Origin of the sequence: Microvirga terrae, assembly GCF_013307435.2 — a bacterium.
GTDB lineage: Bacteria > Pseudomonadota > Alphaproteobacteria > Rhizobiales > Beijerinckiaceae > Microvirga > Microvirga terrae.
The window spans coordinates 705,775-728,420 of the sequence record NZ_CP102845.1 but is presented as its reverse complement, the minus strand read 5'-3'; the positions used below and the strand labels follow the sequence as shown (position 1 = coordinate 728,420).

Sequence of the window (22,646 nt, the reverse complement as noted above, 5' to 3'; positions counted from 1 at the left end):
TGACGGGGCGGCTTGTGGCCGCCCCTGAACTGCTCTAGAAGCAAAGCGTCTCACGGGGAGCCTCGAGACGAGGCTGAGAGGTGGCGAGGCCACCGACCCGTCGAACCTGATCCGGGTCATGCCGGCGGAGGGAATGAGCATGCGACATCGCCACACAAGCCATGCCTCGTGCAACCTGCGCCGCCAGTCCGGCCTGCCTCATGCATGGGAGCGCCCCTGATGTTACGCCGACTGCTTCTCACCCTCGTGTCGCTTGGGCTGGCGACAGGCCTCGCCCAGGCCCAGACCAAGCCGACGCTCACCGTCTACACCTACGGCTCGTTTGCCGGAAAATACGGGCCCGGCAAGACCGTCAAGGAGCGCTTCGAGGCGACCTGCGGGTGCGACCTGAACTGGGTCACCGCCGAGGATGCTGGCAGCCTGCTCGGGCGGCTGCGGCTCGAGGGCGAGGACACCAAGGCCGACGCGGTGGTCGGCCTCGACATGAATCTCGTCGCCGAGGCCCGCTCGCTCAACCTCTTCGCACCGCACGGGGTGGATGAGAAGGATCTGACACTTCCTATCACATGGACTGACAGCACCTTCATCCCGTTCGACTGGGGCTACTACGCCTTCGTCTACGACGCCAGCAAGCTCGCCCACCCGCCCAAGAGCCTGCGGGAGCTCGTCGACGATCCCAATGGTCCGAAAGTGGTCCTGCAGGATCCCCGCACCAGCGCGCCGGGCCTCGGCCTGCTGCTCTGGATGCAGAAGGTCTATGGCGACAAGGCCGGCGAGGCCTGGGGCAGGCTCCAGCCCCGCATCGTGACCTTCACCAAGGGCTGGTCCGAGGCTTATGGCCTGTTCCTGAAGGGCGAGGCCGACATGGTGATGTCCTACACCACCTCGCCGGCCTATCACGTCGTCGCGGAGAAGAAGGACAATTACCGGGCCGCCGCCTTCTCCGAGGGCCACTACCTTCACGTGGAGCTCGCCGGCATGACCCGCACCTCGAAGCAGCCGGACCTTGCCAAGAAATTCATGGCCTTCATCCTCAGCGAGCCGTTCCAGTCGGCCATGCCCGAGGGCAACTGGATGATGCCGGCCAAGACCCCGGCCGCCGGCCTGCCCGCCGCCTTCAAGGATCTCGTGCAACCGAGCCGGGCGCTCCTCTTCACGCCCGAGGAGGTGCAGCAGAATCGCCGCGCCTTCACGGATGCCTGGCTCAACGCCACGGCCCGCTGATCGCCGACCATGACCCTGAAGCCGCCCCATCCCGGAAGCCTCGTGGCCATCGCCATCCTGGCTCTCGTGGCGGGCGGCTTCATCGCTCTCGCGACCGTCGGCGGGGGGACGCCGTCGCTCCTCTCCATCGGTCCCTATCTCTGGCGCGTGCTCGCCTTCTCGCTCATCCAGGCGACGCTGTCGGCCGCGCTGTCGCTGGCGCTGGGCATCGGCCTGGCGCTCGCCCTCGCCCGCCGCCGGTTTCCGGGACGCGACGTCGTCCTGGCCATCCTCGGCTCCACGATGGTGATGCCGACCATCGTGGCGGTGTTCGCGGTCTTCGCGGTCTACGGCCGCAGCGGATGGCTCGCCGACGTGCTGGCCGTCCTCGGCTGGACCGGAGGCTTCAGCATCTTCGGCTATCCCGGCATCCTCATCGCCCATGTGTTCCTGAACGGGCCCTTCGTAGCCCGGATCACCCTCGACGGATTGAATCAGGTGCCGGCCGAGCACTGGCGTCTTGCCGCCGCTCTCGGCTTCACGCCCGTCCAGATCTTCCGCCATCTCGACTGGCCGGTGCTGCGCGGGGAGCTGCCCGGCGTCGCCGGGCTCATCTTCCTGATGTGTTTCAAGAGCTTCGCGATCGTGCTGGCGCTCGGCGGGGGGCCTAGCCGGTCCACCCTGGAGGTGGCGATCTTCGAGGCGCTCAAGATCGATCTCGACTTCGGCCGCGTCGCCTGGCTGGCCCTGATCCAGCTCGCCCTCTGCCTGTCCATGACGGCCTTGCTCCATTGGGCCTTCACGCGCCCGCCCGTGGGCCACACGATCCGCAGCCTCGTCCATCGCCCCGATGCGAAGAACAGGGGCCTGAAGATCCTCGATGCGATGGTGCTCGTCGTCAGCGCCCTGTTCATCGCGCCGCTCGCCTTCAGCGTGCTGACGGGCTTCCGCAGCCTGCCCGCCGTGATCGACGCGGATCTGCTGCGGGCCTTCGTCACGAGCCTCGCCATCGCCGGTGCGGCGGCCATCCTGGCGTGCGGCCTGGCGCTGGCCCTGGCGTCCGCGGCGCGGCGGCGGCGCATCGTGCTCCGCTCCCCGCGCCTCGCGGCACTCTACGATCTCCTGCCCGACGCGCTGCTCGCGGTGCCGCCCTTCGCCCTGACCGCAGGCCTGTTCCTGCTGATCCGGCGCTTCGGCGATCCGTCGACGGCCGGCTTCGTCCTTCTGCCGCTGATCAACGGGCTGGCCGCTGTGCCCTTCGCCTATCGCTATGTGGCACCCCGTCTCCTCACCACGGAGGAGCGCTACGGCCGCGTCGCGGCATCGCTCGGGATCACCGGCTGGTCGAAGCTCGCGATCATGGACTGGCCGGAGCTCAAGCGGCCGCTCGCGGCGGGCTTCGCCCTCGCCATGGCGTTGTCCTTCGGTGATTTCGGCATCGTCGCGCTCTTCGGCGGCACGGAACTGGTCACGCTGCCCTATCTGCTCTACGAGCGCCTGGGGGCCTACCGGATGGACGAGGCATCAAGCGTCGGCCTCGTCATCGTGTTCGTCGCGGTCATCCTCGCTCACGCTTCAGGTCGCCTGTCCGATGCTCGTGATTGACAACTGCCGCCTGACCTGGCCCGATTTCACGGCGGATTACTCCCTGTCCGTGCCGACCGGAAACCTGTGCGCGGTCATCGGCCCGTCGGGCGGCGGCAAGACGACCCTGCTCCACATGATCGCCGGCTTTGAGCGGCCCGAAAGCGGCACATTGACCTTCGACGGACAAAATCTCCTGCCCCTCGACCCGGCCCGGCGGCCGACCGCCATCGTGTTCCAGGACCACAACCTGTTTCCGCACCTGAGCGTCGCGCAGAACGTCGGCCTGGGTCTGCGCCCGTCCCTTCGCCTGAGCGCGGACGAGAAGGCTCTCGTGGGCGAGATGCTGGATGCCGTCGGCCTCGAAGGCTTCGACGACCGCAGGCCGGGCGAGATGTCGGGCGGGCAGCGCCAGCGGGTCGCCCTGGCGCGGGCGCTCGTGTCCGGCCGTCCGCTCATCCTGCTCGACGAGCCGTTCAGCAGCCTCGATCCGGCCTTGCGCCGGGACATGATCCTGCTCGTCGACGCCTTGCGGCGCAGGCGTTCCGTCACGATCCTGATGACCATCCATACGCCCGAGGACGTGGCCGATCTCGCCGACCAGATGGCCTTCGTGGCCGACGGCCGGGTCGTGGCGTCGGGACCGCCCGCGGAGATCCTCGGCAGCGCGCTCGCGCCCAGGATCGCGGCGGCCGTTTCGAATTCGTGAGAAGCTTATCGCTCTATCCGTCATCACCGGGCTTGTCCCGGTGATCCCGATTGTCTGAAGCGCCGAGCCTCACCGGATCGGGATGGCCGGCACGAGTCCGGCCATGACGGGGAGTGGGTTACCCCCGGGCCGCCAGAACCGACACGCCGGACGCATCGAAGACGTGGAGCGCCCGGGTCGGTACATGGGCCGTGTAGGCGCCGCCCGGGGTCGCGTCGGTCTCGCCCGGCGCGCGGACGATCACGTCGTCGCCGCTGGCGAGCCTCATGTAGACGTAGCTCGACTCGCCCAGCTGCTCGACGGCATCGATGGTGCCGCGCAGGGGCGCGGCGTCGGCTCCCCCCTCCTCCATGTGCTCGGGCCGGATGCCGACGGTCACGGAGTCGCCGGGAGCCAGAGCGCCTGTCCTGACCGTCACGACGGCTTCCGTGCCGGCGAACCCGATGGTGGCGCTGTCGCCCTCGCGGCGGAGCACTTGCCCCTTGATGAAATTCATCCGCGGCGAGCCGATGAAGCCCGCCACGAACAGGTTGCGGGGATGGCGATACAGTTCCAGCGGCGCGCCGACCTGCTCGATGCGTCCATGGTTCATCACCACGATCTTGGACGCGAGCGTCATGGCCTCCACCTGATCGTGGGTGACGTAGATCATGGTCGCGCCGAGATCCCGGTGGAGCTTGGCGATCTCCAGCCGCGTGTTGACGCGCAAGGCCGCGTCGAGGTTCGAGAGCGGCTCGTCGAAGAGGAAGACGCTCGGGTTGCGCACGATGGCGCGGCCGATGGCGACGCGCTGGCGCTGGCCGCCCGACAGTTCCCGCGGCTTCCGGTCGAGGAGCGGCGTGAGCTTCAGGATCTCCGCCGCCTGCCGCACCCGGCGGTCCACCTCGGCCTTGTTCGTCTTGGCGAATTTCAGCCCGAAGGCCATGTTCTTGTAGACGTTCATGTGCGGATAGAGCGCGTAGGATTGGAACACCATGGCGATCTTGCGGTCCGCGGGCGGCAGCTCGTTCACCCGCCGGCTGTCGATCCGGATCTCGCCGCCGCTCACGGTCTCCAGCCCGGCGATGATGCGCAAAAGGGTGGACTTGCCGCAGCCGGACGGGCCGACGAAGACGACGAACTCCCCGTCCGCAACCGAGAGATCGATGTCGCGCAGGATCTCCGTCGCTCCGAAGGACTTGGCAACACCGTGCAGGGAAACGTCGGCCATCGCGGTCAATTCCTGAGGTAGGGCGTCACTTCACGGCGCCGGCCGTGAGGCCGCGCACGAGGTAGCGCGAGAAGAGAAGGTAGAGGACGAGAACGGGCGCAATCGCCAGGGTGAGAGACGCGAGAACCGCGTTCCAGTCCGTCACGTACTGGCCGATGAACTGCTGCACGCCGAGCGTGATCGTCTGCTTGCCGTCGCCGGGAGCGAGGATCAGCGGGAACCAGAGATCGTTCCAGACCGGCACCATGGTGAACACAGCGACCGTCGCGATGGCCGGGCTGATCAGCGGCAGGATGATGCTGAAGAAGATCCGGTACTCGCTCACCCCGTCGCAGCGGGCGGCATCGCGCAGGTCCTTGGGGATCTGCTGGATGAACTCGCCGAGGATCAGGATGGCGAGCGGCAGCCCCTGCGCCACATAGACCAGGATGAGCGCGGTCAGCGTATTGACCAGGTTCAGCTCCACCATCATGCGCAGGATGCTGACGCTGCCCAGGCGGATCGGCACCATGATGCCGACGGCGAGGTAGAGTGAGATCAGCGTGTTGCCGGGGAACCTGTACTCGGTCAGCGCCCAGGCGGCCATGGCGCCGATGAGGACGATCAGCACCAGCGAGACCAGGGTCACGGTCAGGCTGTTGACAAAGTAGAGGCCGAAATCCGCATTGGCGAAGACCCGGTCGAACCCGATCGTCGTGAAGGTCTGGCCGTTGGGAAGGCCGAGGGGGTCGGCGAAGATCGCCCGCCTGGTCTTGAAGGCGTTGACGAGGATGAGGAGGATCGGCCCGAGCGCCAGGATCGTGTAGAGGATCAGCGCGACATGGACGGCGATGCGGCCAGGTCGGATGGTTGGTCGGATGGCTGGTCCCATGGCGTCCTCAGAAGGTATGCCGCTGCAGCCGCCGCTGCACGCCGAAGAGATAGATCAGCACGCCCACCAGGATGATGATCAGCATGGCGGTCGCCACCGCGGCTCCCATGGTCGGGCTGCCGACCTGAAGCTGGAAGCCGAAGAAGGTGCGGTAGAAGAACGTGCCGAGGATGTCGGTCGAGAAGTTCGGACCCGCGAGCGCGCCCTTGATCGCATAGATCAGGTCGAAGGCGTTGAAATTGGCCACGAAGGTCAGGATCGACACGACGCCGAGGGTCGGCAGGATCAGGGGCAGGCGCACGAACCAGAACACGCTGAACGGCCCGGCCCCGTCGACGGTGGCGGCATCGAGCAGATCGTCGGGGATGTTCAGGAGAGCCGCATAGATCAGCATCATGGGGATGCCGACGAACTGCCAGACCGAGATCAGCGAGACCGTCAGCAGGGCGGTCGATTCCTGGCCGAGCCAGGGGCCGAAAAGGCTCCCGAGGCCGACCGCCTTCAGAAGGCTCGGCGCGATGCCCCAGAGCGGATTGAGGATGAGCTGCCAGATGAACCCGATGATGACCACGGACAGCATGGTCGGCAGGAAGATCAGCGTGCGGTAGACGCTGCCGCCGGTGAGCCGCGGCAGGCTGAGCAGCATGGCGAGCCCGAGCCCGATGCCGTTCTGCACCACCATGTGGATCAGGAAGAAGATCAGGTTGTTGCGAAACGCGTTCCAGAACTGGCCCGACCAGTTGGGATCGCTCAGGAGCGTCCGGAAATTCTCGAGGCCGACGAAGCTGCGCGCTCCGGTCTCGTCGCCCGCGTAGAGGCTGAGGCGGATCGTGTCGATCAGCGGGTAGATCGAGAACAGGGTGTAGATCGCAAGCGCCGGCGCCAGGAACACCGCGATATGGACAGGAAAGCGCGAGCGGGCGGGCACCGCTTCGGCCGATTGAACCTGTGATGCCGTAAGATCCGTCATGCTGCTCCAGGCCGAAGGAGAATGGAGGGCGGGCCGCTTTCGATGAGCGGCCCGCCTTGATGCTTTCAGCCCTTACTTCTTGTGCGGCTCGTACCAGCTGGCGAGCCCGTCCTCGGCCTTCTTGGCCGCCTCTTCGGGCTTCATGCTGCCGTTCATCACCTGGGCGCTCACGTTCCAGAGCTCGTTCTCGAGATTGGGCGTGCCGCGGGACAGGATCTGGTAGGAGTTGCGGATCGAGCTGTCGCAGGTGCCGCGCCAGCCGACGAACTTGGCTGCCACCGGATCCTTCACGTCGACCTTCGCTTTCGAGAGCGGGAAGAAGCCCGGCAGCTCGTTGGCGTAGATGTCGGCGAATTCAGGCGAGGCCACCCAGGACAGGAAGGTCTTGGCGGCTTCCATGTTCTTCGACTTGGCGTTGATGCCGATCGCGATGTCCGTATGGTCGCTGATGTAGCACTTGTCGCCGGCCTTCACCACCGGAGGCGCGAAGGCGTCGAACTCGAAATCGGCCTGCTTGCGGAAGATCGGCACGTCCCAGGAGCCGGCCGGATAGATCGCCGCGCGGCCGAGCGTGAACAGGTTCTGCGTGTCCGGATATTTCTGGGACTTGTAGCCGTCGCCCATGTAGGGAGCCCAGCTCGCCAGTTCCTTGAACACGTCCACATAGGCCGGATCGGTGAACTTCTGCTTGCCCTCGATGAGCGCCTTGCGGCCTTCCTCGCCCTTCCAGTAGTTCACGCCGATGTTCTGGAAGCCCATGGTGGCGGCTTCCCACTGGTCGGCCGTGCCCATGGCGATGGGTGTGTACTTGCCGTCGGCCTTGATCTTGTCGAGCACCGCGTGGAACTCGGCCACCGTCTTCGGCGGCGTGAGCTTCAGCTCGTCGAAGATCTCCTTGTTGTAGACGAAGCCGTGGATCACCGAGGCCATCGGCATGCAGAAGGTGGTCTTGCCGTCGTCCGTCGACCAGGCGCTCTTGGCCACGTCGGAGAAGTTCTCGATGCCCTTCACGTCGTTGACGGAAACCAGGCTGCCTTTCTTGAACAGGTCGAGGGAGGCGTCGAACGGGCGGCAGGTGATGAGGTCGCCGGCCGTGCCGCCGGCGAGGCGCGCGTTGAGAGCGGCGTTGTACTCGGTCGGCGGATCGGCCTTGAACTGGACCTTGATATCGGGATGCTTCTTGTTGAAGGCCGGAATGATCTTGGTGTTCCAGACATCCGCATCGTCGTTGCGCCAGCTCTCGATGGTGAGCGTCTGGGCCGACGCGGCATTGGCGAAAGCAAGAGCCGCCGCGGCCACCGAGGCGGTCGCGAGCAACTGTCCTGCACGGCGCAGGAACGCTTTCGATTGAGGTGTCGTCATCGTGTTCATCCTCCGTGACCGCAAGGAGCCTTCAGGAACGCCCCTGCTCTTATGTCCCACTGATTGTCCCGTGCCGTTCTTGTTTGCATTCTGCGCATTCCGGCAGGCCAGCGACACTGTTCCACCGGAAGGCTCATGGGACAAGTGACCTCATATTGGTATCGGCAAAATTCAAAGACAACTCCTCTTTGGCGCCGCCGGCCACAATTTGCCGGCTCCTCTTTTTGAAATCTTTGCGCTCTGTCGCGAAGAGGCCGTCGCAGGCTGTGGACAAAGGGCGTGAGTATTGCGGACCGCGCCTCTTCCCGAACTGGACATTAAGTGGCATGGTGCCTGTCCGTAAGATCGCTCCCTGAGACCCGTTTCGCATGTCAGACCTCCTGTTCCTTGGCATTGACGGCGGCGGCACCAAGTGCCGGGCTCGGCTGCGCGATGCGCGGGGAACGCTGCTGGGCGAAGGAACAGGAGGACCGTCCAACATCCGTCTCGATCCCGACGTGGTCTGGACGTCGATTCTCACCGCCTGCCGCGAGGCCCTCGCACAGGCGGGGCTCTCCGACGGGGATCTCGCGCGGATCCACGCCGGGATGGGCGCCGCCGGCGCCGGGCAGACCAGCGCGGTCGAACGCCTCCTGGCGCGCCCTCACCCCTTCGCGTCCTTCGAAATCGAGACCGATGCCCACACCGCCTGGCTCGGAGCCTTCAACGGAGGCGACGGCGCCATCCTGATCGTCGGCACAGGCTCCTGCGGCTATGGCGGCACCAGCGGTCTATGCCACTACGTGGGCGGCTGGGGCTACGAGATCTCGGACGAAGGCAGCGGCGCCGCCATCGGGCGCGAACTCCTGCGCCGCTGCATCTGGGCCTATGACGGCCGGACCGCCTCGACGCCGCTCTCGGACGCGGTTCTCGCCGAGTTCGACAACGATCTCGAAATCCTGGTCGACTGGGTCGGCAAGGCCCGTCCGGCCGATTACGGCCGCTATGCGCCCCTCGTCCTGCGGCATGCCGAGAAGCGGGATCCGCTCGGCATCGCGATCATCGAGGGGGCGGCCGCCGGCCTGAGCGCGATCGGCACGCGCCTGCTCGACCTCGGCGCCCCGGCCATCTGCCTGTTCGGGGGCCTGGCGGAACCGCTTCGTCCCTGGCTGTCGCCGCCGGTCCAGCGCACCATCGCGGCGCCCATGGCCGACGCGCTCGACGGCGCCATTCTCCTGGCCCGCATGGCTCGCCGGAGAGACGGCCATGAGTGAACCGACCGGCGATCCGCTCGCCTTCGTCCCACTGGACGATGGCAATCCCACGCCGCTCTATCTCCAGCTCCAGCAATCCATCGAGGACGCCGTGCGCAAGGGCGCGCTCAAGGCCGATGCGGCCCTGCCCGGGGAGCGCGATCTCGCCAAGCAGCTCGGCATCTCGCGCGTCACGGTGCGCAAGGCCATCACCGGACTGGTGCAGAAGGGCGTGCTCGTCCAGCGCTGGGGCTCGGGCACCTTCATCGCGCCGCAGATGCGCCTCGAACAGCCCCTCTCCCGCCTGTCGAGCTTCACCGACGACATGTCGGCTCGCGGCCTGACATCCTCGGCCGTGATGCTGAGCCGTTCGACCGGGCCCGCCTCCACCGACGAGTTGATGGCGCTCGGTCTCTCGCCGGGCGACCTGGTGAGCCGCGTCAACCGCCTGCGCCTCGCCAACGGCATCCCCATGGCGATCGAGAATGCGGTCCTGCCGTCGAGGGTCCTGCCCGATCCGTCCCTCGTCAAGCAATCGCTCTATGCGGTGCTGCACGAGCAGGGCTTCATGCCGGCCCGCGCCCTGCAAAGGCTGCACGCGGTGCTCCTGAACGAGGAACAGGCCTCCCTGCTCAGCGTTCCGCCTCAGAGCCCGGCGCTCTACATCGAACGACGCTCCTTCACCGCCTCGGGCGAGGTGGTCGAGTTCACCTCGTCCTATTACCGGGGCGACGCCTATGATTTCGTGGCCGAGCTGACCATCAGCCAGCCCGAACGGATGCACCATGATGATGCCTGACACGAATGCCAACGTCCTGACGGCCATGCTGCGCGAGGCGCAGGAAGCCCCGCAGGTGGTCGCACGCCTGCTCGAGAGCAACGCCCCCCTGTGCCGCGACCTCGGCGAGCGCCTGCGCGCCGCGCCGCCGCCTTTCGCCGTCACCTGCGCGCGCGGCAGCTCGGACAACGCGGCGACCTTCGTCAAATACCTGCTCGAGATCCATTCGGGCCTCGTGACCGCGTCGGTCGGCCCGTCGGTGACCTCCGTGTACGAGGCGCGCCCGCGCATGCGCGACGCCCTGTTCCTCGCCGTGTCGCAATCGGGCCGCAGCCCCGACATCCTCAACCTCGCCCGGGCCGGTCGGGACGACGGGGCGCTGACGGTGGCGCTCGTGAACGACACGACTTCGCCGCTCGCCTCAACCTGCGAGATCGTGCTGCCGCTCCATGCGGGGCCCGAGAAGAGCGTGGCCGCCACGAAATCCTTCATCGCGGCGCTCGCGGCGGGCCTGCAGCTCGTGGCGCACTGGTCGCAGGACCGGGCGCTTCTGGAGGCTCTCGACACCTTGCCGGACGTGCTCGCCCGGGCGTCCGCGACCGACTGGTCGGCGGCCTTGCCTGAACTGTCCGACGCCAACAACCTGTTCGTCGTCGGGCGCGGCGTCGGCTTTGCGGTCGCCCAGGAGGCGGCCCTCAAGCTCAAGGAGACGTCCGGCGTCCACGCGGAGGCGATGAGCGCCGCCGAGCTGATGCACGGTCCCTGGACGCTCGCGGGCGATCACTTCCCGATCCTGGTGCTGAGCCAGCAGGACGAGACCTTGAGCGGCGTGAACGACCTGGTGACGAAGCTGAACGAGCAGGGCGTCCCGGTGATCGTCGCCGGCGCCGCCGAAGGCCCCGCCACCGTGGCGCTGCCGGGGGTCGAGGACGCGCATCCCTATCTCGCCCCCATCGCGCTCATCCAGAGCTTCTATCCGCTTGTGAACGCCATTGCCCTTGCGCGCGGCCGCAATCCCGACAACCCGCCGCGCCTGCGCAAGGTGACGGAGACCGTCTGATGTCCATCGCTCTCGTGGGAGCGCGCGTCTTCGACGGCGCGCACATGCTCGACGGCCGCGCCGTCGTGGTCGGGAACGGCCGGATCCTCGGCGTTCCGCTCGAGCGGGATCTCGGCACCGGCATCGAGCGCCGCCGGATCGAAGGCCTGCTCGCCCCCGGCTTCATCGACGTTCAGGTCAACGGCGGCGGCGGCGTGCTCTACAACGACGTGCGCAGCGTGGACGGCATCCGGACGATCGCCGAGGCGCACCGGGCCTACGGCACCACCGGCCTCCTGCCGACCTTCATCACGGATACGCGCGAGACGATGGCCGAGGCCGTGGAGGCGATGCGCGCCGCTCTGGCCGCCCGCGTCCCGGGCGTCCTCGGCATCCACCTCGAGGGCCCGTTCATCAGCCCCGAGCGCAAGGGCGTGCACGATCCCGCCTTCATGCGCCCGATGGAGGAGGAGGACATCGCCATCATGACCTCCCTCACCGAGGGCCGCACCCTCGTGACGCTGGCGCCCGAGCGCAACAGCCTGGAGGCGATCGCGCGGCTGGCGGATGCGGGCGTGCTCGTCTGCGCGGGTCATACGGCGAGCGACTATGCCACGGTCATGGAGGCCGTCCGCCACGGCCTGCGCGGCTTCACCCATCTCTACAACGCGATGCCGCCGCTGGCCGGACGCGATCCGGGCCCGGTGGGCGCCGCCCTCGACAGCCCGGACACCTGGTGCGGGCTCATCGTCGACGGACACCACGTGAGCGACGCGGCCCTGCGGGTCGCCATCGCGGCCAAGGGCAAGGAGCACATGATGCTCGTGACCGACGCCATGGCGGTGACCGGCACGGACCTGACCGGCTTCGAGCTGCACGGCCGCACGATCTACCGCCGGGACGGCCGGCTCACAACAGTGGACGGGACGCTCGCCGGGTCCGATCTCGACATGGCGGGCGCCGTGCGCAACAGCGTGGAGCGCCTAGGCCTCGCCCTGCCGGACGCGCTGCGGATGGCCTCGCTGATCCCGGCCCGGTTCCTGCGTCTCGATCATGAAATGGGCCGCATCGCCCCGGGCTATCGCGCCGACCTGGTTCTCCTCGACGAGAGCCTGCAGGTGCGCGAGACCTGGATCGGCGGCAACGGTAACTGAACGGAGTCTTCCGATGAGCGCACAAAGGGTTCTCGTGGTCGGGCTCGGCAACATGGGGCTGTCCCACGCCCTCGCCTACAGCCGGATCGACGGATACGAGATCGCCGGGCTCTGCACGCGCAACATCGACGGCATGAGCCTTCCCGCCGCCCTGCAGGACGCCCCGCGCTTTTCCGATTTCGACGAAGCCCTCGAGGCCGTGCGTCCGGACGTGGTGTCGATCAACACCTGGTCGGACACGCACGCCGCCTATGCCATCCGGGCCATGGAGGCGGGCGCGCACGTCTTCGTGGAGAAGCCGCTCGCCGATACCGTGAAGGATGCCGAGCGCGTGGTCGAGACGGCGATCCGCACGAAGCGCAAGCTCGTCATCGGCTACATCCTCCGCCACCATCCCTCCTGGATCAAGTTCATCGAGATCGCCCGGACGCTCGGCACGCCCCACGTCTTCCGCATGAACCTCAATCAGCAATCGAGCGGAGCCGCCTGGGAGGCGCACAAGCGCCTGCTGCAATCCCTCTCGCCGATCGTCGATTGCGGCGTGCACTACGTGGACGTCATGTGCCAGATCACGAAGGCGAACCCCGTGCAGGTCCACGGCGTCGGCACGCGGCTCACCGACGACATGCCGGCCGGCATGTACAATTACGGGCATCTCCACGTGACCTTCGACGACGGCTCCGTCGGCTGGTACGAGGCCGGATGGGGCCCGATGATGAGCGAGACGGCCTATTTCGTGAAGGACGTGATCGGCCCGAAGGGCAGCGTCAGCATCGTCATGGCCGAGACCGCCGGCGACATCCGCTCCGACGACATCAACGCCCACACCAAGACCAACCAGATCCTGCTCCACCACGCCGCGCTCAGGGACGACGGGAGCTTCGCGAAGGCGGACGAGCGCATCAGCACCACCGACGAGCCGGACCACGACGCCCTCTGCGAACGGGAGCAGCGCTTTCTCCTGCGGGCAATCCGGGAGGACGCGGATCTGACGGACCACATGAACGATGCGGTCCGGTCGCTTCGCATCGTGCTGGCGGCCGACGAGGCGGTGCGCACGGGACGGGTCGTGTCGCTGTAGGCTCGCGGGCCTTCATCCTCCTCACCCGTCATGGCCGGGCTTGTCCCGGCCATGACGGGTGAGGCGCCGCCCCAAGCGATCGGGATCACAGGCACAAGGCCGGTGATGACGTGGAGAGTGTGATAGCTGTCGCCGGGAGCGATCAGCCCTTCTCGTAAAAGGCGAAGCTGCGGCTGCGCCCCGCGAACTCGCGGTCGTAGGCCCGCGTCACCTGCCAGCCGTGACGCTCGTAGAAGCGCTGGGCGCTGTGATTGTCGCGAAAGCATTCGAGGCTTTTCGCGCCCTGCACCTCCGCCTCCCGCAGGAGAAGTGCGCCGCCGCCCCGGCCGCCTGCACCGGGATCCATGAACAGCATGTCGATGTGCCCGTCGGTCATGAGCAGGAAGCCGACGGGCATCTCGCCGGACAACGCAACCAGCATGCGCTCCCACGAGGCGGAAAACCGCTCTGCGAAGAAGGCAACGTCGCGGCCTGCGAGCACCTCCTCTTCCAGGATATCCGCAAAGGCTGCCCGATAGGAGCGCTCGGCCAAGGCCGCCAGGGCCGGGATGTCCGCGGGTCCGGCCGGCCGCACGATCACGGCTGTCCCCTCAGGCGCGGATCGAGGGTGTCGCGCAGGGCATCGCCCAGGAGGTTGAAGCCGAAGGACAGGAACAGGATGGCGAAGCCCGCGAAGACGGCGCTCCACGGAGAAAGCATGAGGAAGTTGCGGCCCTCCGACAGCATCAGGCCGAGGGACGGCGTCGGCGGCTGCGTGCCGAGTCCGAGGAACGACAGCGAGGCTTCGACCAGGATGGCGGCCGAGAGCAGAAGGCTCGTCTGGACCAGGATCACGGAGGCGAGGTTCGGCAGGATGTGCAGGAAGATGATGCGCGCGTCCGACGCCCCGATGGCCTTCGCGCCCGCCACATACTCGCTCTCGCACAGGACGAGCGCCGGGCCGCGCAGGAGGCGGGCGAAGATCGGCGTGTAGACGACCGCGATGGCTGCGGCCGCGCTGTAGGTATGCGGCCCCAGCACCGCGATGATGCCGATGGCGAGCAGCATCACCGGGAAGGCGAAGAGCACGTCCATGACGCGCATGATGATGCGGTCGAGCCAGCCGCGGTAATAGGCGGCCACGAGGCCGAGCGCGCCGCCGGCGAGGAGCGCGATGCCGACGGCAAGCAGGCAGGCGATGAGCGAGGTGCGATAGCCGTAGAGGATGCGTGTCAGCACGTCCCGGCCCAGCTGGTCGGTGCCGAACCAGTTCAGCCAGGACGGCGCCCGCAGGCGCCTGGCGACGCTCTGCGCCATGGGATCATAGGGTGCGAAGAGCGGCGCCCCGAGAGCAAGGATGAGCTGGATCGCCACCAGGGCGACCGCGAAGGCGAGAAGCTTGTTCTTGGCGAGACGCGACACGGATCAGGCCCTCACCCGGGGATCGACGACGATGTAGAGGAAATCGACCAGGAAGTTCACCAGGACGAAGCCCGCCGTTACCACGAGGATCGTGGCCTGGATCAGCGGATAGTTGCGCTCGGCGATGGCCCCGAGGATCAGGCGGCCGAGGCCGGGAATGGCGAAGACCTGTTCGACCACGATGGCGCCGCCGAGCAGATAGCCGGTCATGATGCCGACGCTGGTGAGGAACGGGATCAGGGCGTTGCGCAAGGCATGCTTGTAGACGACGCGCCGCTCCGGCAGGCCCTTGGCCCGGGCGGTGCGGACGTAATCCTGCCCGAGCGCGTCGAGCATGGCCGAGCGCACGAGGCGCGACAGGTTGGCGAGGATCGGCAGGGCGAGCGCAAAGGCGGGCAGCGCCATGCGCTGGAGATTGCCGACGGGATCCTCGGAGAACGGCACATAGCCCAGCGACGCGAAGCCCGGCGCCCAGGTGGACAGAAGCAGGATCAGCACGATCCCGAGCCAGAAGGACGGGATCGTCAGGCCGGCGATGGCCGTGATGCGCATGGCGACATCAGCCGCGCCGCCGCGGGTCTGCGCCATCAGGCAGCCGACCGGCACGGCCAGCACCGCACCGATGACGAGCGACAGGAACGTGAGCTCGAGAGTCGGCCACAGATGCAGCAGGATCTCGGTCGAGACCGGCCGGCCTGTCCACAGGGAGGTCCCGAAATCGCCGCGAAGGGCCGATCCGGCCCAGACCAGATACTGCTCGACGATGGGGCGGTCGAGACCGACGCGGCGGTTGAGCTCCGCCATGCGCTCGGGCGTGATCTCGGTGTTCGCCCCGAGCATGATCGCGACCGCGTCGCCGGGGATCATCCGGATCATCAGGAACACGATGATCGACACCCCGAAGAGGACGATGACGAGGTCGACGAGGCGTGCGAGCAGGACGCGGTTCATGCGGGCGGGCTCTTCGAAAAACGATCCCGGCGCCGCACGAAGACGCCGCCGGGATGATCGATGGTGTTCAGTAGGACGCGTTGCGCAGCATGAGGAGCGAGCGGTTCGGCATCGTGTCGAAGCCCTGCAGCTTGCCGTTCATGGCCGAGAACAGGGTGCCGTAGGTCAGGTGCGCCACCGGGCCCGAGCAGGCGAGCTTCTGCTGCACCTTGTCGTAGGCCGCCTTGCGGGCCGCCTGATCCTGCTGGGTGCGGGCCTGATCGAGCAGCCCGTCGATCTCCGCATCCGAATACTTGAACACGTTGGTCGAGCCGCCCGTGCGGAAGGTGCGGTAGAAGTAGTCGTCCGGATCGGGCTGTCCGGCATTGATCGACGCAAACAGGTCGAAGTTGCTGTTGCGCCAATCCTGGATGAACTGGCCCTGCTCCTGGTTGACCAGCTCGACCTTGAAGCCGGCCTTGTTCAGCTGCTCCTGCACCACCTGGGCGATGTCCTTGACGTCCTGGCGCGGCAGGACCTTCATGGTGACGGCGACCGGCACAGCGACGCCCGCCTCCTTGAGGAGCGCCTGCGCCTTGGCCGGGTCGGGCTTGTAGCAGGCGAACTGGTTCACATCGACCGCCCAGGACTTGAGCGCCGGCGACAGCGGGCCGCCGGGAACGCCGGCGCCGAACAAGGCCGCGTCCACGATCTCCTGGCGGTTGATGGCGTAGTTGACCGCCTCGCGCACCTTCGGGTTATCGAAGGGCGGCTTCGACACGTTCATGCCGACGAGCGTGTAGGCGAGATCCATCGTCTCGGAGAGCTTCACGTTCGGCTTGCCCTTGAGCTGCAGCGCGGTCGCCGCGTCGATGTTGGGCAGAAGCGCGTATTGCCCGTTGCTCAGGCCAACCTGGCGGGTGGCCGATTCCGGCACGATGTTGAACTTGAGGCCAGCGAGCTTCGGCAGGCCCTTGTCCCAATAGGCCTCGTTCTTGGTCAGCAGAATGAAGCCGTTGGGCTGCCATTCCTGGAACTTGTACGGGCCGGTGCCGACCGGCGCCTTCTGCAGGGCGTCCTTGTTCGCCTCCATGGCGCTCGGCACGACCGCGATGGTGGCGAGCGAGCTCAGGAGCGCGGCGGACGGCTCCTTGAGCTTCAGCTCCACGGTCGCGGCGTCGACCGCGCTGGCGCTCTCGACGGCGGACAGGCGGCTCGCCAGGGGCGACGCGATGTCCTTGCTCAGCACGCGCTTGATCGTGGACGCCACGTCCTCGGCCTCCATGGCCGAGCCGTCATGGAATTTGACGCCCGGGCGCAGCTTGAAGGTGTAGGTCTTGCCGTCCGGCGCGACGGTCCAGGATTCCGCGAGACCGGGGACGATCTTCAGGTCCTTGTCGATGGCGGTCAGGCCCTCGTAGATGGTGCCGTTCACCACCATGAAGCTCGGGAAGGCGGTGATGAGATGCGGATCGAGCCCCGTGGGGCCGTTATCCACCCCGATCTCGAGGACCTGAGCCGAGGCGGAGGCCATCGCCGCCACCATGAAACCTGCACCCAGAGCGGTGCGCAGTGCTGACCTGACCATTGTCGTTCTGTCTCCCTTGGAAGCCGCAGGGATTTATAGGCCATCGACGGGACCCTGTCATGGTCCAATCTCATACCACTCTGGACCAGTTCAGCGCCTGTGCTATGGTTCGCGCACAACCAGACCAGCCTCGGAGCCGTCCATGTCGCAGCGCCCCATCGTCAAAGCCATCGGCGTGATCAGCGGCACGTCCATGGACGGGATCGACGTTTCCGTCGTGGAGACGGACGGCGATGCGATCGTGAGGCCCGGCCCCGGCCGGACCTTCTCGTACCCGGACGATTTGAGGCGAACCCTCCAGGCGCTGATCGCCGAGCCGGCGCGGGCGCAGAGCGAGCCGCTCGAGGATCTCGAGCAGGCGGTGACGGACGCCCATATCGCGGCGATCCGGCGCTTCATGGCGGAGACCGGAATTGCCGCCGGCGAAGTGAGCCTCGTCGGCTTCCATGGCCAGACGGTCTATCACCGGCCGGAGGTGCGCTTCACGCGCCAGCTCGGCCTTGGCGACAGGGTGGCGTCGGGGCTGGGCATCGACACCGTCTACCGCTTCCGCCACGCGGACGTGGCCTCGGGCGGCGAAGGCGCGCCCTTCGTGCCGCTCTATCACCGGGCCCTGGCGAGCCGGCTCCCCCAGCCGGTCATGATCCTCAATCTCGGCGGCGTCGGGAACGTCACCTATATCGACGGCGACACGGTGATCGCCTTCGACACGGGCCCGGCGAGCGCGCTCCTCGACGATTTCGTCCTGCGCCGGCGCGGCCTGGGCTTCGACGAGAACGGGCAGCTGGCGGCCTCCGGCCGGGCGGATGCGGCGCTCGTCGCGGCGTTCATGGGCAACCCGTTCTTCGACCGCCCGGCCCCGAAATCCCTCGATCGCCAGGATTTCCATGCCCGCGCCAAGGGCGTAGAAGCCCTGTCCGACGCGGACGGCGCCGCGACGCTCGCGGAGTTCACGATCCAGTCGGTCGTCGCGTCCCTGCGCCACGTTCCGCGCGCGCCGCAGCGCTGGCTCGTCACCGGCGGCGGGCGCCGCAACGCGCATTTCATGAAGCGCCTGCACGAGGAGCTGCGCGTCGCGGTCGATCCGGTCGAGAGCGTCGGCTGGGACGGGGACTTCCTCGAAGCGCAGGCCTTCGGCTATCTCGCGGTGCGCTCTACGCTCGGTCTTCCGCTGAGCCTTCCGACCACGACGGGGGTGCCACATCCCATGCCGGGCGGCGAACTGCACCGCGCCGCGTGATCCCGCCATGGCGCTCGACACATTGATCAACCGGGCCTTCGCGCCTGCCGCCGCGTCCGTCGAGAGCGGCGCCATTCCCGGAGCCGTGCTCGGCATCGTGACGGCCGATGGCGAACGCGCCGTGCGATGGGCCGGCCATGCGCAGATCGAGCCGGAGCGCGAGAGCGTTTCACGGGACACCTGGTTCGACCTCGCCTCGCTCACCAAGGTGATCTTCACGACGACGCGCATTCTGCAGCTGGTCGAGGCCGGCAGGATCGCGCTCGACGATCCGCTCGTGACGGTCATTCCGGATCTGCGCCAGTACGACATGAACGCCGCCGAGCGGCGCCTGACGTTACGGCAATGCCTGGCGCACCAGACGCATCTGCCGGCCGTCGAGCCGCTCTACACCTACGGCCAGGATCCGAACACCCTGCGGGCTTTCATCCTGCAGCGCGTCTGGCAGCCCGGACCACCGGTCTATTCCGACATCAACTTCATGCTGCTCGGCATCGCCATCGAGCGCATCACCGGCCGGGCGCTCATCGATCAGCCGCTTCCCGAACGATTCTCGTTCCGGCCCGATCCGGCGCTCTGCGCGGCGACGGAGCGGGACACGTGGCGCGGGTGCGTCATCCGCGGCGAGGTGCATGACGAGAACGCCTTCGCGCTCGGCGGCGCCTCGGGCCATGCGGGATTGTTCGGCACCATCGACGGAGTGCTCGATTTCGCCCATGGGCTCCTCGACGGCTCCGGCCTTTCGCCTGCCTCCATGGCGGCGATCCGCACCCGCGAATCGGAGAAGCGCACAACGGGCTGGGAGGGCTTCTATCCCGGCTGGCACGGGGGCGATGCCTGCTCGTCCGACACGATTGGCCATACGGGCTTCACCGGCACCGGCCTGTGGCTCGATTTCAGGCGCGGTCTCGCCTGGTCGCTTCTCACCAACCGGGTCCATCCGAGCCGGCACAAGGACAGCGGCATCCTCGGCCTGCGCCGTGCAACGGGCGAGCAGGTGATCGCGTTGTTCGACCAACGGGAGCCGCTTTAAGGATGCCAACAGAAACCTGACCGCCTCCCTTGCCTGAACCCTCTGCGGACCATTGTTGCGGCCATCAACTGGTCCTATACTGGTCTGGAAGAAAGTTGGCAGAATGGCGACAGAACATTTCAGTACCCGCTACCAGGATCTCGACACCTGGCCCAGCCTCGACATCCTTGCGGCCTTCTATGAGGGCCAGCTCTCGGCGGTGTCCGCCGTCCGGCCGTCCCTGCCGGCGATCGCGGCAGCCGCGGAAGAAGCGGTCAGGCGCCTGCGCCGCGGCGGGCGGCTCGTCTATGCGGGGGCCGGCACCTCGGGCCGCATCGGCGTCCAGGACGGGACGGAACTGCCGCCGACCTTCAACTGGCCCGACGACCGCGTGGTCTACCTGATCGCCGGCGGCACGGGCGCCATCATGCAGGCGGTCGAGAACGCCGAGGATTCGGTCGAGGAAGGCATCGCCGGGATCCGCGGCAACGATGTCGGTCCCGACGACGTGGTGATCGGCGTCGCGGCGAGCGGCCGGACGCCCTTCACCATCGCGGCCCTGAAGGAGGCCGCCTCCCGCGGGGCGCAGACCATCGGCATCTCGAACAATCCGGACACGCCGATCCTCGAGGCCTGCTCCCACCCGATCCTCGCCGATACGGGCGAGGAGGTGATCGCCGGCTCCACCCGCATGAAGGCCGGCACGGCACAGAAGATCATCCTCAACCTGCTCTCCACCCTGATCATGGTGCGGCTCGACCGGGTCTATCGCGGCCTCATGGTCAACATGCGCGCGACGAACGCCAAGCTGCGCCGCCGCAGCGAGATCATGGTCTCGCAGATCACCGATTGCGACGACGCCACCGCCGTCGAGGCGATCCGGCAGGCGGACGGCGACCTGAAGACGGCCGTCCTGATCGCCCTGGGGGCGGGCGTCGCGGAAGCGCGCGATGCGCTCGAGCGACATGGTGGCAATCTGCGCAAAGCCCTGGCAGACTTCTCCACGTCCTCCTGATAAGGCATCGTCCTGACCGACGAGGACGGCAGAGCGGCCAACCGGATGGGTGGCCGAAACAAGAGGCGAAGGGTCATGGGGCTGGGGCTTGGCATCGACGCGGGCGGCACCGCCACGCGCTGGCGGCTGGCGGATGCAGGCGGCCGCTGCATGGCCCAGGGTTCGGTCGCTCCCCTGACCGGCCACCTCTTCTCCGCCGCCGCCGAGGAGCGTGCCCGGCAGATCGTCCTCGACATGGCCCAGGCCGTGATGAAGCAGGGCCGGCCGCTCGGCATCATCGCGGGCATCACGGGGCTGACCCGCGACACGCCCGCGGAAGCGACCATGCGGGCCCTGTTCGCGGAAACCTTCGAGTTGCCCTCCGACAAGGTCTTCGTCGCGGAGGACATGTGGATCGCCTACCTGTCCTATTTCGCGCTCGGCGAAGGCATCCTGGTCTATAGCGGCACCGGCTCCATCGGCTATTACCTGTCGGAGGACAAGGAGGTCATCCGGGTCGGCGGGCGCGGCAACCTGATCGACGACGGCGGCTCCGGCTTCTGGATCGCCCGCGAGGCTCTCAAGGCGATCCTGCGCACCGAGGAGGAAAACCCCGGCGCCGGCTGGACGACCCTGCTCGGCACGTGCCTCTTGAAGGCGCTGGGCGGCACGGACTGGAACCTCGTGCGCTCCTTCGTCTATGGCGGCGACCGCGGCAAGATCGGCTCGCTGGCCCGGGCCGTGGGCGAGGCCGCCCAGGCCGGCGACGGCACCGCGCTCCACATCCTGCAGGACGCCGGCGAGGAACTGGCCCGCCTGGCCAATGCCCTCATCCGGCGCCTGGGTCCCCGGCCGGTGGCCCTGGTGGGGGGCTCCGCCCGGCTCCACCCCGTCCTGGCCGCGGCCTTCAGGAAGCAGCTCGTGGCGCCCGTCGAGTTCATCGCGACCGACCTCGACGCGGCGCTCACGGCAGCCCGGCTCGCGGCCACGCTCAACCGGATGTGACGGGTTCCCAGGGGCTGGCTCACGTCCCGACCCTTCACCTTGTCACCCCGGGAATGACCGCCACCCGTCATGGCCGGGCTCGTCCCGGCCATCCCGATGATGAAAAGCGGCGCGCTTCACCAAAGCGGGATCACCGGCACAAGGCCGGTGATGACGTGGAAGGCGAGCGTCATCCCTTTGCGGTCCAGCTCCACCAGCCTGCCCTGCTCTGCGCAACCCGGAAGAGCTTGCCTAATCAGCCCCGCTCGTCCAAGACTTCAGCGGCGAAATCAGATCCAAGACGTATCTCCGATGCATGCTCTCTTCGTGGGCCAGACCTATATCGACGTGACCTTCCTGGCGGACGAGCTTCCGACCGGCGACGAGAAGACCGTGGCGCGGGATTATGCGATCTCGTTCGGCGGCAACGCGGTCACGGCCGCCTTCGCGTGCGCCAAGCTCGGGCTGCCGCCCGATCTCCTGACCTCGATTGCCGACGACTGGCTCGGCCGCATGTTCATCGACATGGCGGCGAAATACGGCATCTCGGTCCATCACCGGAAGGTCCACGAATCGTCCCTGTCCTTCATCATGCCGCGGGGCGGCAAGCGCGCCATCGTGCGCTGCCGCGACGACCATTACCTGCACCCGGTGCCGCCCCTGAACCTCCAGGGCTGCAAGGCCCTGCATCTCGACGGTCACCAGGCCGACGCGGCCATGCACTATGCCAAGATCTGCCGCGAAGCCGGCATCCTCACCTCCCTCGACGGCGGCGGCCTGCGCTCCAACACCCACGAGCTCCTGGAATTCATCGACGTGGCCATCGTGGCCGAGCGCCTCTGCGAGCAAATGGACCTGAGCCCGTCCGGAATGCTGGACTACCTCAAGGGCCGCGGCTGCCGGATCGGCGGCGTGACCCTCGGCGAGCGCGGCCTCGTCTGGTACGACGAGACCGGCCAGGAGAGCGTCCTGCCGGCGCTCAACGTGCCAGGCGACAAGGTGGTGGACACCAACGGGGCCGGCGACATCTTCCACGGCGCCTACGTGTATTCCGCCATGGCCCGCCCCGACCTGCCCTGGCGCGAGCATTTCATCTTCGCCCGCGCGGCCTCGGCCCATGCCATCCAGCACCTGGGCAACGAGGCGAGCCTGCCGTCCATCGAGAACATCGTGCAGGTGCAGGAGCTTTACGCCGAGCGCAAGCTGGCGGCGTAGGCACGCGCGTTTCCCGTTCGCCTCCCCTCAGTCATCACCGGGCTTGTCCCGGTGATCTCGATGATGAGAAGCGCCGCGCTTCAAGCAAC

General features: G+C 67.5%; 21 protein-coding genes and 1 riboswitch. Of the genes, 13 read left to right on the top strand and 8 right to left on the bottom strand.

The genetic code is table 11. The features are described 5' to 3' along the window. The first annotated feature begins 43 nt into the window (after window positions 1-43). A riboswitch (TPP riboswitch) is annotated at window positions 44-151 on the top strand. A gap of 68 nt (window positions 152-219) precedes the next feature. Genes thiB through HPT29_RS03405 form a run of 3 tightly spaced genes read left to right on the top strand, consistent with a single transcriptional unit; the run spans window position 220 to window position 3,496 of the window. Next, window positions 220-1,224: a thiamine ABC transporter substrate binding subunit gene (gene thiB, locus HPT29_RS03415; RefSeq protein WP_173949995.1), complete on the top strand. Its 1,005-nt coding sequence runs from the start codon at window positions 220-222 to the stop codon at window positions 1,222-1,224. A 9-nt stretch (window positions 1,225-1,233) separates the two neighbouring features. Then, window positions 1,234-2,808: an ABC transporter permease subunit gene (locus HPT29_RS03410; protein ID WP_173949994.1), complete on the top strand. Its 1,575-nt coding sequence runs from the start codon at window positions 1,234-1,236 to the stop codon at window positions 2,806-2,808. Next, the gene (locus HPT29_RS03405; RefSeq protein WP_173949993.1) at window positions 2,795-3,496 is read left to right on the top strand and encodes a thiamine ABC transporter ATP-binding protein; all 702 of its coding nucleotides are present in this window, start codon (window positions 2,795-2,797) and stop codon (window positions 3,494-3,496) included. The genes HPT29_RS03410 and HPT29_RS03405 overlap by 14 nt, the downstream gene beginning before the upstream one ends. A gap of 118 nt (window positions 3,497-3,614) precedes the next feature. Here the strand turns inward: HPT29_RS03405 and HPT29_RS03400 are convergent, their stop codons facing one another. The 4 genes from HPT29_RS03400 to HPT29_RS03385 form a co-directional block, all read right to left on the bottom strand. Next, window positions 3,615-4,706: an ABC transporter ATP-binding protein gene (locus tag HPT29_RS03400; RefSeq protein ID WP_173949992.1), complete on the bottom strand. Its 1,092-nt coding sequence runs from the start codon at window positions 4,704-4,706 to the stop codon at window positions 3,615-3,617. A 25-nt stretch (window positions 4,707-4,731) separates the two neighbouring features. After that, on the bottom strand, window positions 4,732-5,577 hold the full coding sequence (locus HPT29_RS03395; RefSeq protein ID WP_173949991.1) for a carbohydrate ABC transporter permease: 846 nt from the start codon (window positions 5,575-5,577) through the stop codon (window positions 4,732-4,734). Window positions 5,578-5,584: 7 nt separating this feature from the next. Continuing rightward, entirely contained in the window at window positions 5,585-6,547 is a 963-nt protein-coding gene (locus tag HPT29_RS03390; protein ID WP_173949990.1) for a carbohydrate ABC transporter permease, read from the bottom strand. Window positions 6,548-6,619: 72 nt separating this feature from the next. Beyond that, complete coding sequence (locus HPT29_RS03385) at window positions 6,620-7,909, bottom strand: ABC transporter substrate-binding protein (RefSeq protein WP_173949989.1); 1,290 nt, start codon at window positions 7,907-7,909, stop codon at window positions 6,620-6,622. A 368-nt stretch (window positions 7,910-8,277) separates the two neighbouring features. Between HPT29_RS03385 and HPT29_RS03380 the strand changes: the two genes are divergently transcribed. From HPT29_RS03380 to HPT29_RS03360, 5 genes are read left to right on the top strand one after another with little or no spacing between them, the layout of a single operon-like run. Next, window positions 8,278-9,162, top strand: a complete 885-nt coding sequence (locus HPT29_RS03380) for a glucosamine kinase nucleotide-binding domain-containing protein (RefSeq protein ID WP_173949988.1) — start codon at window positions 8,278-8,280, stop codon at window positions 9,160-9,162. Then, window positions 9,155-9,940, top strand: a complete 786-nt coding sequence (locus tag HPT29_RS03375) for a GntR family transcriptional regulator (protein ID WP_173949987.1) — start codon at window positions 9,155-9,157, stop codon at window positions 9,938-9,940. The genes HPT29_RS03380 and HPT29_RS03375 overlap by 8 nt, the downstream gene beginning before the upstream one ends. Next, on the top strand, window positions 9,927-10,979 hold the full coding sequence (locus tag HPT29_RS03370; protein WP_173949986.1) for an SIS domain-containing protein: 1,053 nt from the start codon (window positions 9,927-9,929) through the stop codon (window positions 10,977-10,979). The genes HPT29_RS03375 and HPT29_RS03370 overlap by 14 nt, the downstream gene beginning before the upstream one ends. Further along, window positions 10,979-12,112: an N-acetylglucosamine-6-phosphate deacetylase gene (gene nagA, locus HPT29_RS03365; RefSeq protein WP_173949985.1), complete on the top strand. Its 1,134-nt coding sequence runs from the start codon at window positions 10,979-10,981 to the stop codon at window positions 12,110-12,112. Before HPT29_RS03370 ends, nagA begins: the two co-directional genes overlap by 1 nt. Window positions 12,113-12,125: 13 nt before the next feature. Continuing rightward, on the top strand, window positions 12,126-13,193 hold the full coding sequence (locus tag HPT29_RS03360) for a Gfo/Idh/MocA family protein (RefSeq protein WP_173949984.1): 1,068 nt from the start codon (window positions 12,126-12,128) through the stop codon (window positions 13,191-13,193). 142 nt (window positions 13,194-13,335) lie between these two features. Here the strand turns inward: HPT29_RS03360 and HPT29_RS03355 are convergent, their stop codons facing one another. From HPT29_RS03355 to HPT29_RS03340, 4 genes are all read right to left on the bottom strand, one after another. Beyond that, on the bottom strand, window positions 13,336-13,773 hold the full coding sequence (locus tag HPT29_RS03355; protein ID WP_173949983.1) for a GNAT family N-acetyltransferase: 438 nt from the start codon (window positions 13,771-13,773) through the stop codon (window positions 13,336-13,338). Beyond that, the gene (locus HPT29_RS03350; protein WP_173949982.1) at window positions 13,770-14,594 is read right to left on the bottom strand and encodes an ABC transporter permease; all 825 of its coding nucleotides are present in this window, start codon (window positions 14,592-14,594) and stop codon (window positions 13,770-13,772) included. Before HPT29_RS03350 ends, HPT29_RS03355 begins: the two co-directional genes overlap by 4 nt. A gap of 3 nt (window positions 14,595-14,597) precedes the next feature. Beyond that, on the bottom strand, window positions 14,598-15,545 hold the full coding sequence (locus HPT29_RS03345) for an ABC transporter permease (RefSeq protein ID WP_173949981.1): 948 nt from the start codon (window positions 15,543-15,545) through the stop codon (window positions 14,598-14,600). A gap of 67 nt (window positions 15,546-15,612) precedes the next feature. Beyond that, window positions 15,613-17,112: an ABC transporter substrate-binding protein gene (locus HPT29_RS03340; protein WP_173949980.1), complete on the bottom strand. Its 1,500-nt coding sequence runs from the start codon at window positions 17,110-17,112 to the stop codon at window positions 15,613-15,615. Window positions 17,113-17,254: 142 nt separating this feature from the next. Here HPT29_RS03340 and HPT29_RS03335 point away from each other — a divergent pair, with 142 nt between their 5' ends. The 5 genes from HPT29_RS03335 to HPT29_RS03315 all read left to right on the top strand — a co-directional run bounded on the left by HPT29_RS03335 (window position 17,255) and on the right by HPT29_RS03315 (window position 22,557). Then, window positions 17,255-18,352 carry an anhydro-N-acetylmuramic acid kinase gene (locus tag HPT29_RS03335; protein ID WP_173949979.1) on the top strand — a complete coding sequence of 366 codons (1,098 nt, stop codon included), beginning with the start codon at window positions 17,255-17,257 and terminating at the stop codon, window positions 18,350-18,352. 7 nt (window positions 18,353-18,359) lie between these two features. Then, on the top strand, window positions 18,360-19,385 hold the full coding sequence (locus tag HPT29_RS03330; protein WP_173949978.1) for a serine hydrolase domain-containing protein: 1,026 nt from the start codon (window positions 18,360-18,362) through the stop codon (window positions 19,383-19,385). A gap of 103 nt (window positions 19,386-19,488) precedes the next feature. Then, window positions 19,489-20,379 carry an N-acetylmuramic acid 6-phosphate etherase gene (locus tag HPT29_RS03325; protein WP_173949977.1) on the top strand — a complete coding sequence of 297 codons (891 nt, stop codon included), beginning with the start codon at window positions 19,489-19,491 and terminating at the stop codon, window positions 20,377-20,379. A gap of 75 nt (window positions 20,380-20,454) precedes the next feature. Further along, window positions 20,455-21,363, top strand: a complete 909-nt coding sequence (locus HPT29_RS03320) for an N-acetylglucosamine kinase (protein WP_173949976.1) — start codon at window positions 20,455-20,457, stop codon at window positions 21,361-21,363. 291 nt (window positions 21,364-21,654) lie between these two features. Continuing rightward, window positions 21,655-22,557, top strand: a complete 903-nt coding sequence (locus HPT29_RS03315; protein WP_173949975.1) for a sugar kinase — start codon at window positions 21,655-21,657, stop codon at window positions 22,555-22,557. Window positions 22,558-22,646: the final 89 nt, after the last annotated feature.

Excerpts from the sequence above, each read along its gene's own strand:
- HPT29_RS03320 (WP_173949976.1), top strand. The coding sequence starts at position 20,455 with ATGGGGCTGGGGCTTGGCATCGACGCGGGCGGCACCGCCACGCGCTGG.
- HPT29_RS03325 (WP_173949977.1), top strand. The coding sequence starts at position 19,489 with ATGGCGACAGAACATTTCAGTACCCGCTACCAGGATCTCGACACCTGG.
- HPT29_RS03385 (WP_173949989.1), bottom strand. The coding sequence starts at position 7,909 with ATGACGACACCTCAATCGAAAGCGTTCCTGCGCCGTGCAGGACAGTTG.
- nagA (WP_173949985.1), top strand. The coding sequence starts at position 10,979 with ATGTCCATCGCTCTCGTGGGAGCGCGCGTCTTCGACGGCGCGCACATG.
- HPT29_RS03330 (WP_173949978.1), top strand. The coding sequence starts at position 18,360 with ATGGCGCTCGACACATTGATCAACCGGGCCTTCGCGCCTGCCGCCGCG.
- HPT29_RS03390 (WP_173949990.1), bottom strand. The coding sequence starts at position 6,547 with ATGACGGATCTTACGGCATCACAGGTTCAATCGGCCGAAGCGGTGCCC.
- HPT29_RS03410 (WP_173949994.1), top strand. The coding sequence starts at position 1,234 with ATGACCCTGAAGCCGCCCCATCCCGGAAGCCTCGTGGCCATCGCCATC.
- HPT29_RS03370 (WP_173949986.1), top strand. The coding sequence starts at position 9,927 with ATGATGATGCCTGACACGAATGCCAACGTCCTGACGGCCATGCTGCGC.
- HPT29_RS03340 (WP_173949980.1), bottom strand. The coding sequence starts at position 17,112 with ATGGTCAGGTCAGCACTGCGCACCGCTCTGGGTGCAGGTTTCATGGTG.
- HPT29_RS03395 (WP_173949991.1), bottom strand. The coding sequence starts at position 5,577 with ATGGGACCAGCCATCCGACCAACCATCCGACCTGGCCGCATCGCCGTC.
- HPT29_RS03360 (WP_173949984.1), top strand. The coding sequence starts at position 12,126 with ATGAGCGCACAAAGGGTTCTCGTGGTCGGGCTCGGCAACATGGGGCTG.
- HPT29_RS03375 (WP_173949987.1), top strand. The coding sequence starts at position 9,155 with ATGAGTGAACCGACCGGCGATCCGCTCGCCTTCGTCCCACTGGACGAT.
- HPT29_RS03335 (WP_173949979.1), top strand. The coding sequence starts at position 17,255 with ATGTCGCAGCGCCCCATCGTCAAAGCCATCGGCGTGATCAGCGGCACG.
- thiB (WP_173949995.1), top strand. The coding sequence starts at position 220 with ATGTTACGCCGACTGCTTCTCACCCTCGTGTCGCTTGGGCTGGCGACA.
- HPT29_RS03315 (WP_173949975.1), top strand. The coding sequence starts at position 21,655 with ATGCATGCTCTCTTCGTGGGCCAGACCTATATCGACGTGACCTTCCTG.
- HPT29_RS03345 (WP_173949981.1), bottom strand. The coding sequence starts at position 15,545 with ATGAACCGCGTCCTGCTCGCACGCCTCGTCGACCTCGTCATCGTCCTC.
- HPT29_RS03380 (WP_173949988.1), top strand. The coding sequence starts at position 8,278 with ATGTCAGACCTCCTGTTCCTTGGCATTGACGGCGGCGGCACCAAGTGC.
- HPT29_RS03405 (WP_173949993.1), top strand. The coding sequence starts at position 2,795 with ATGCTCGTGATTGACAACTGCCGCCTGACCTGGCCCGATTTCACGGCG.
- HPT29_RS03400 (WP_173949992.1), bottom strand. The coding sequence starts at position 4,706 with ATGGCCGACGTTTCCCTGCACGGTGTTGCCAAGTCCTTCGGAGCGACG.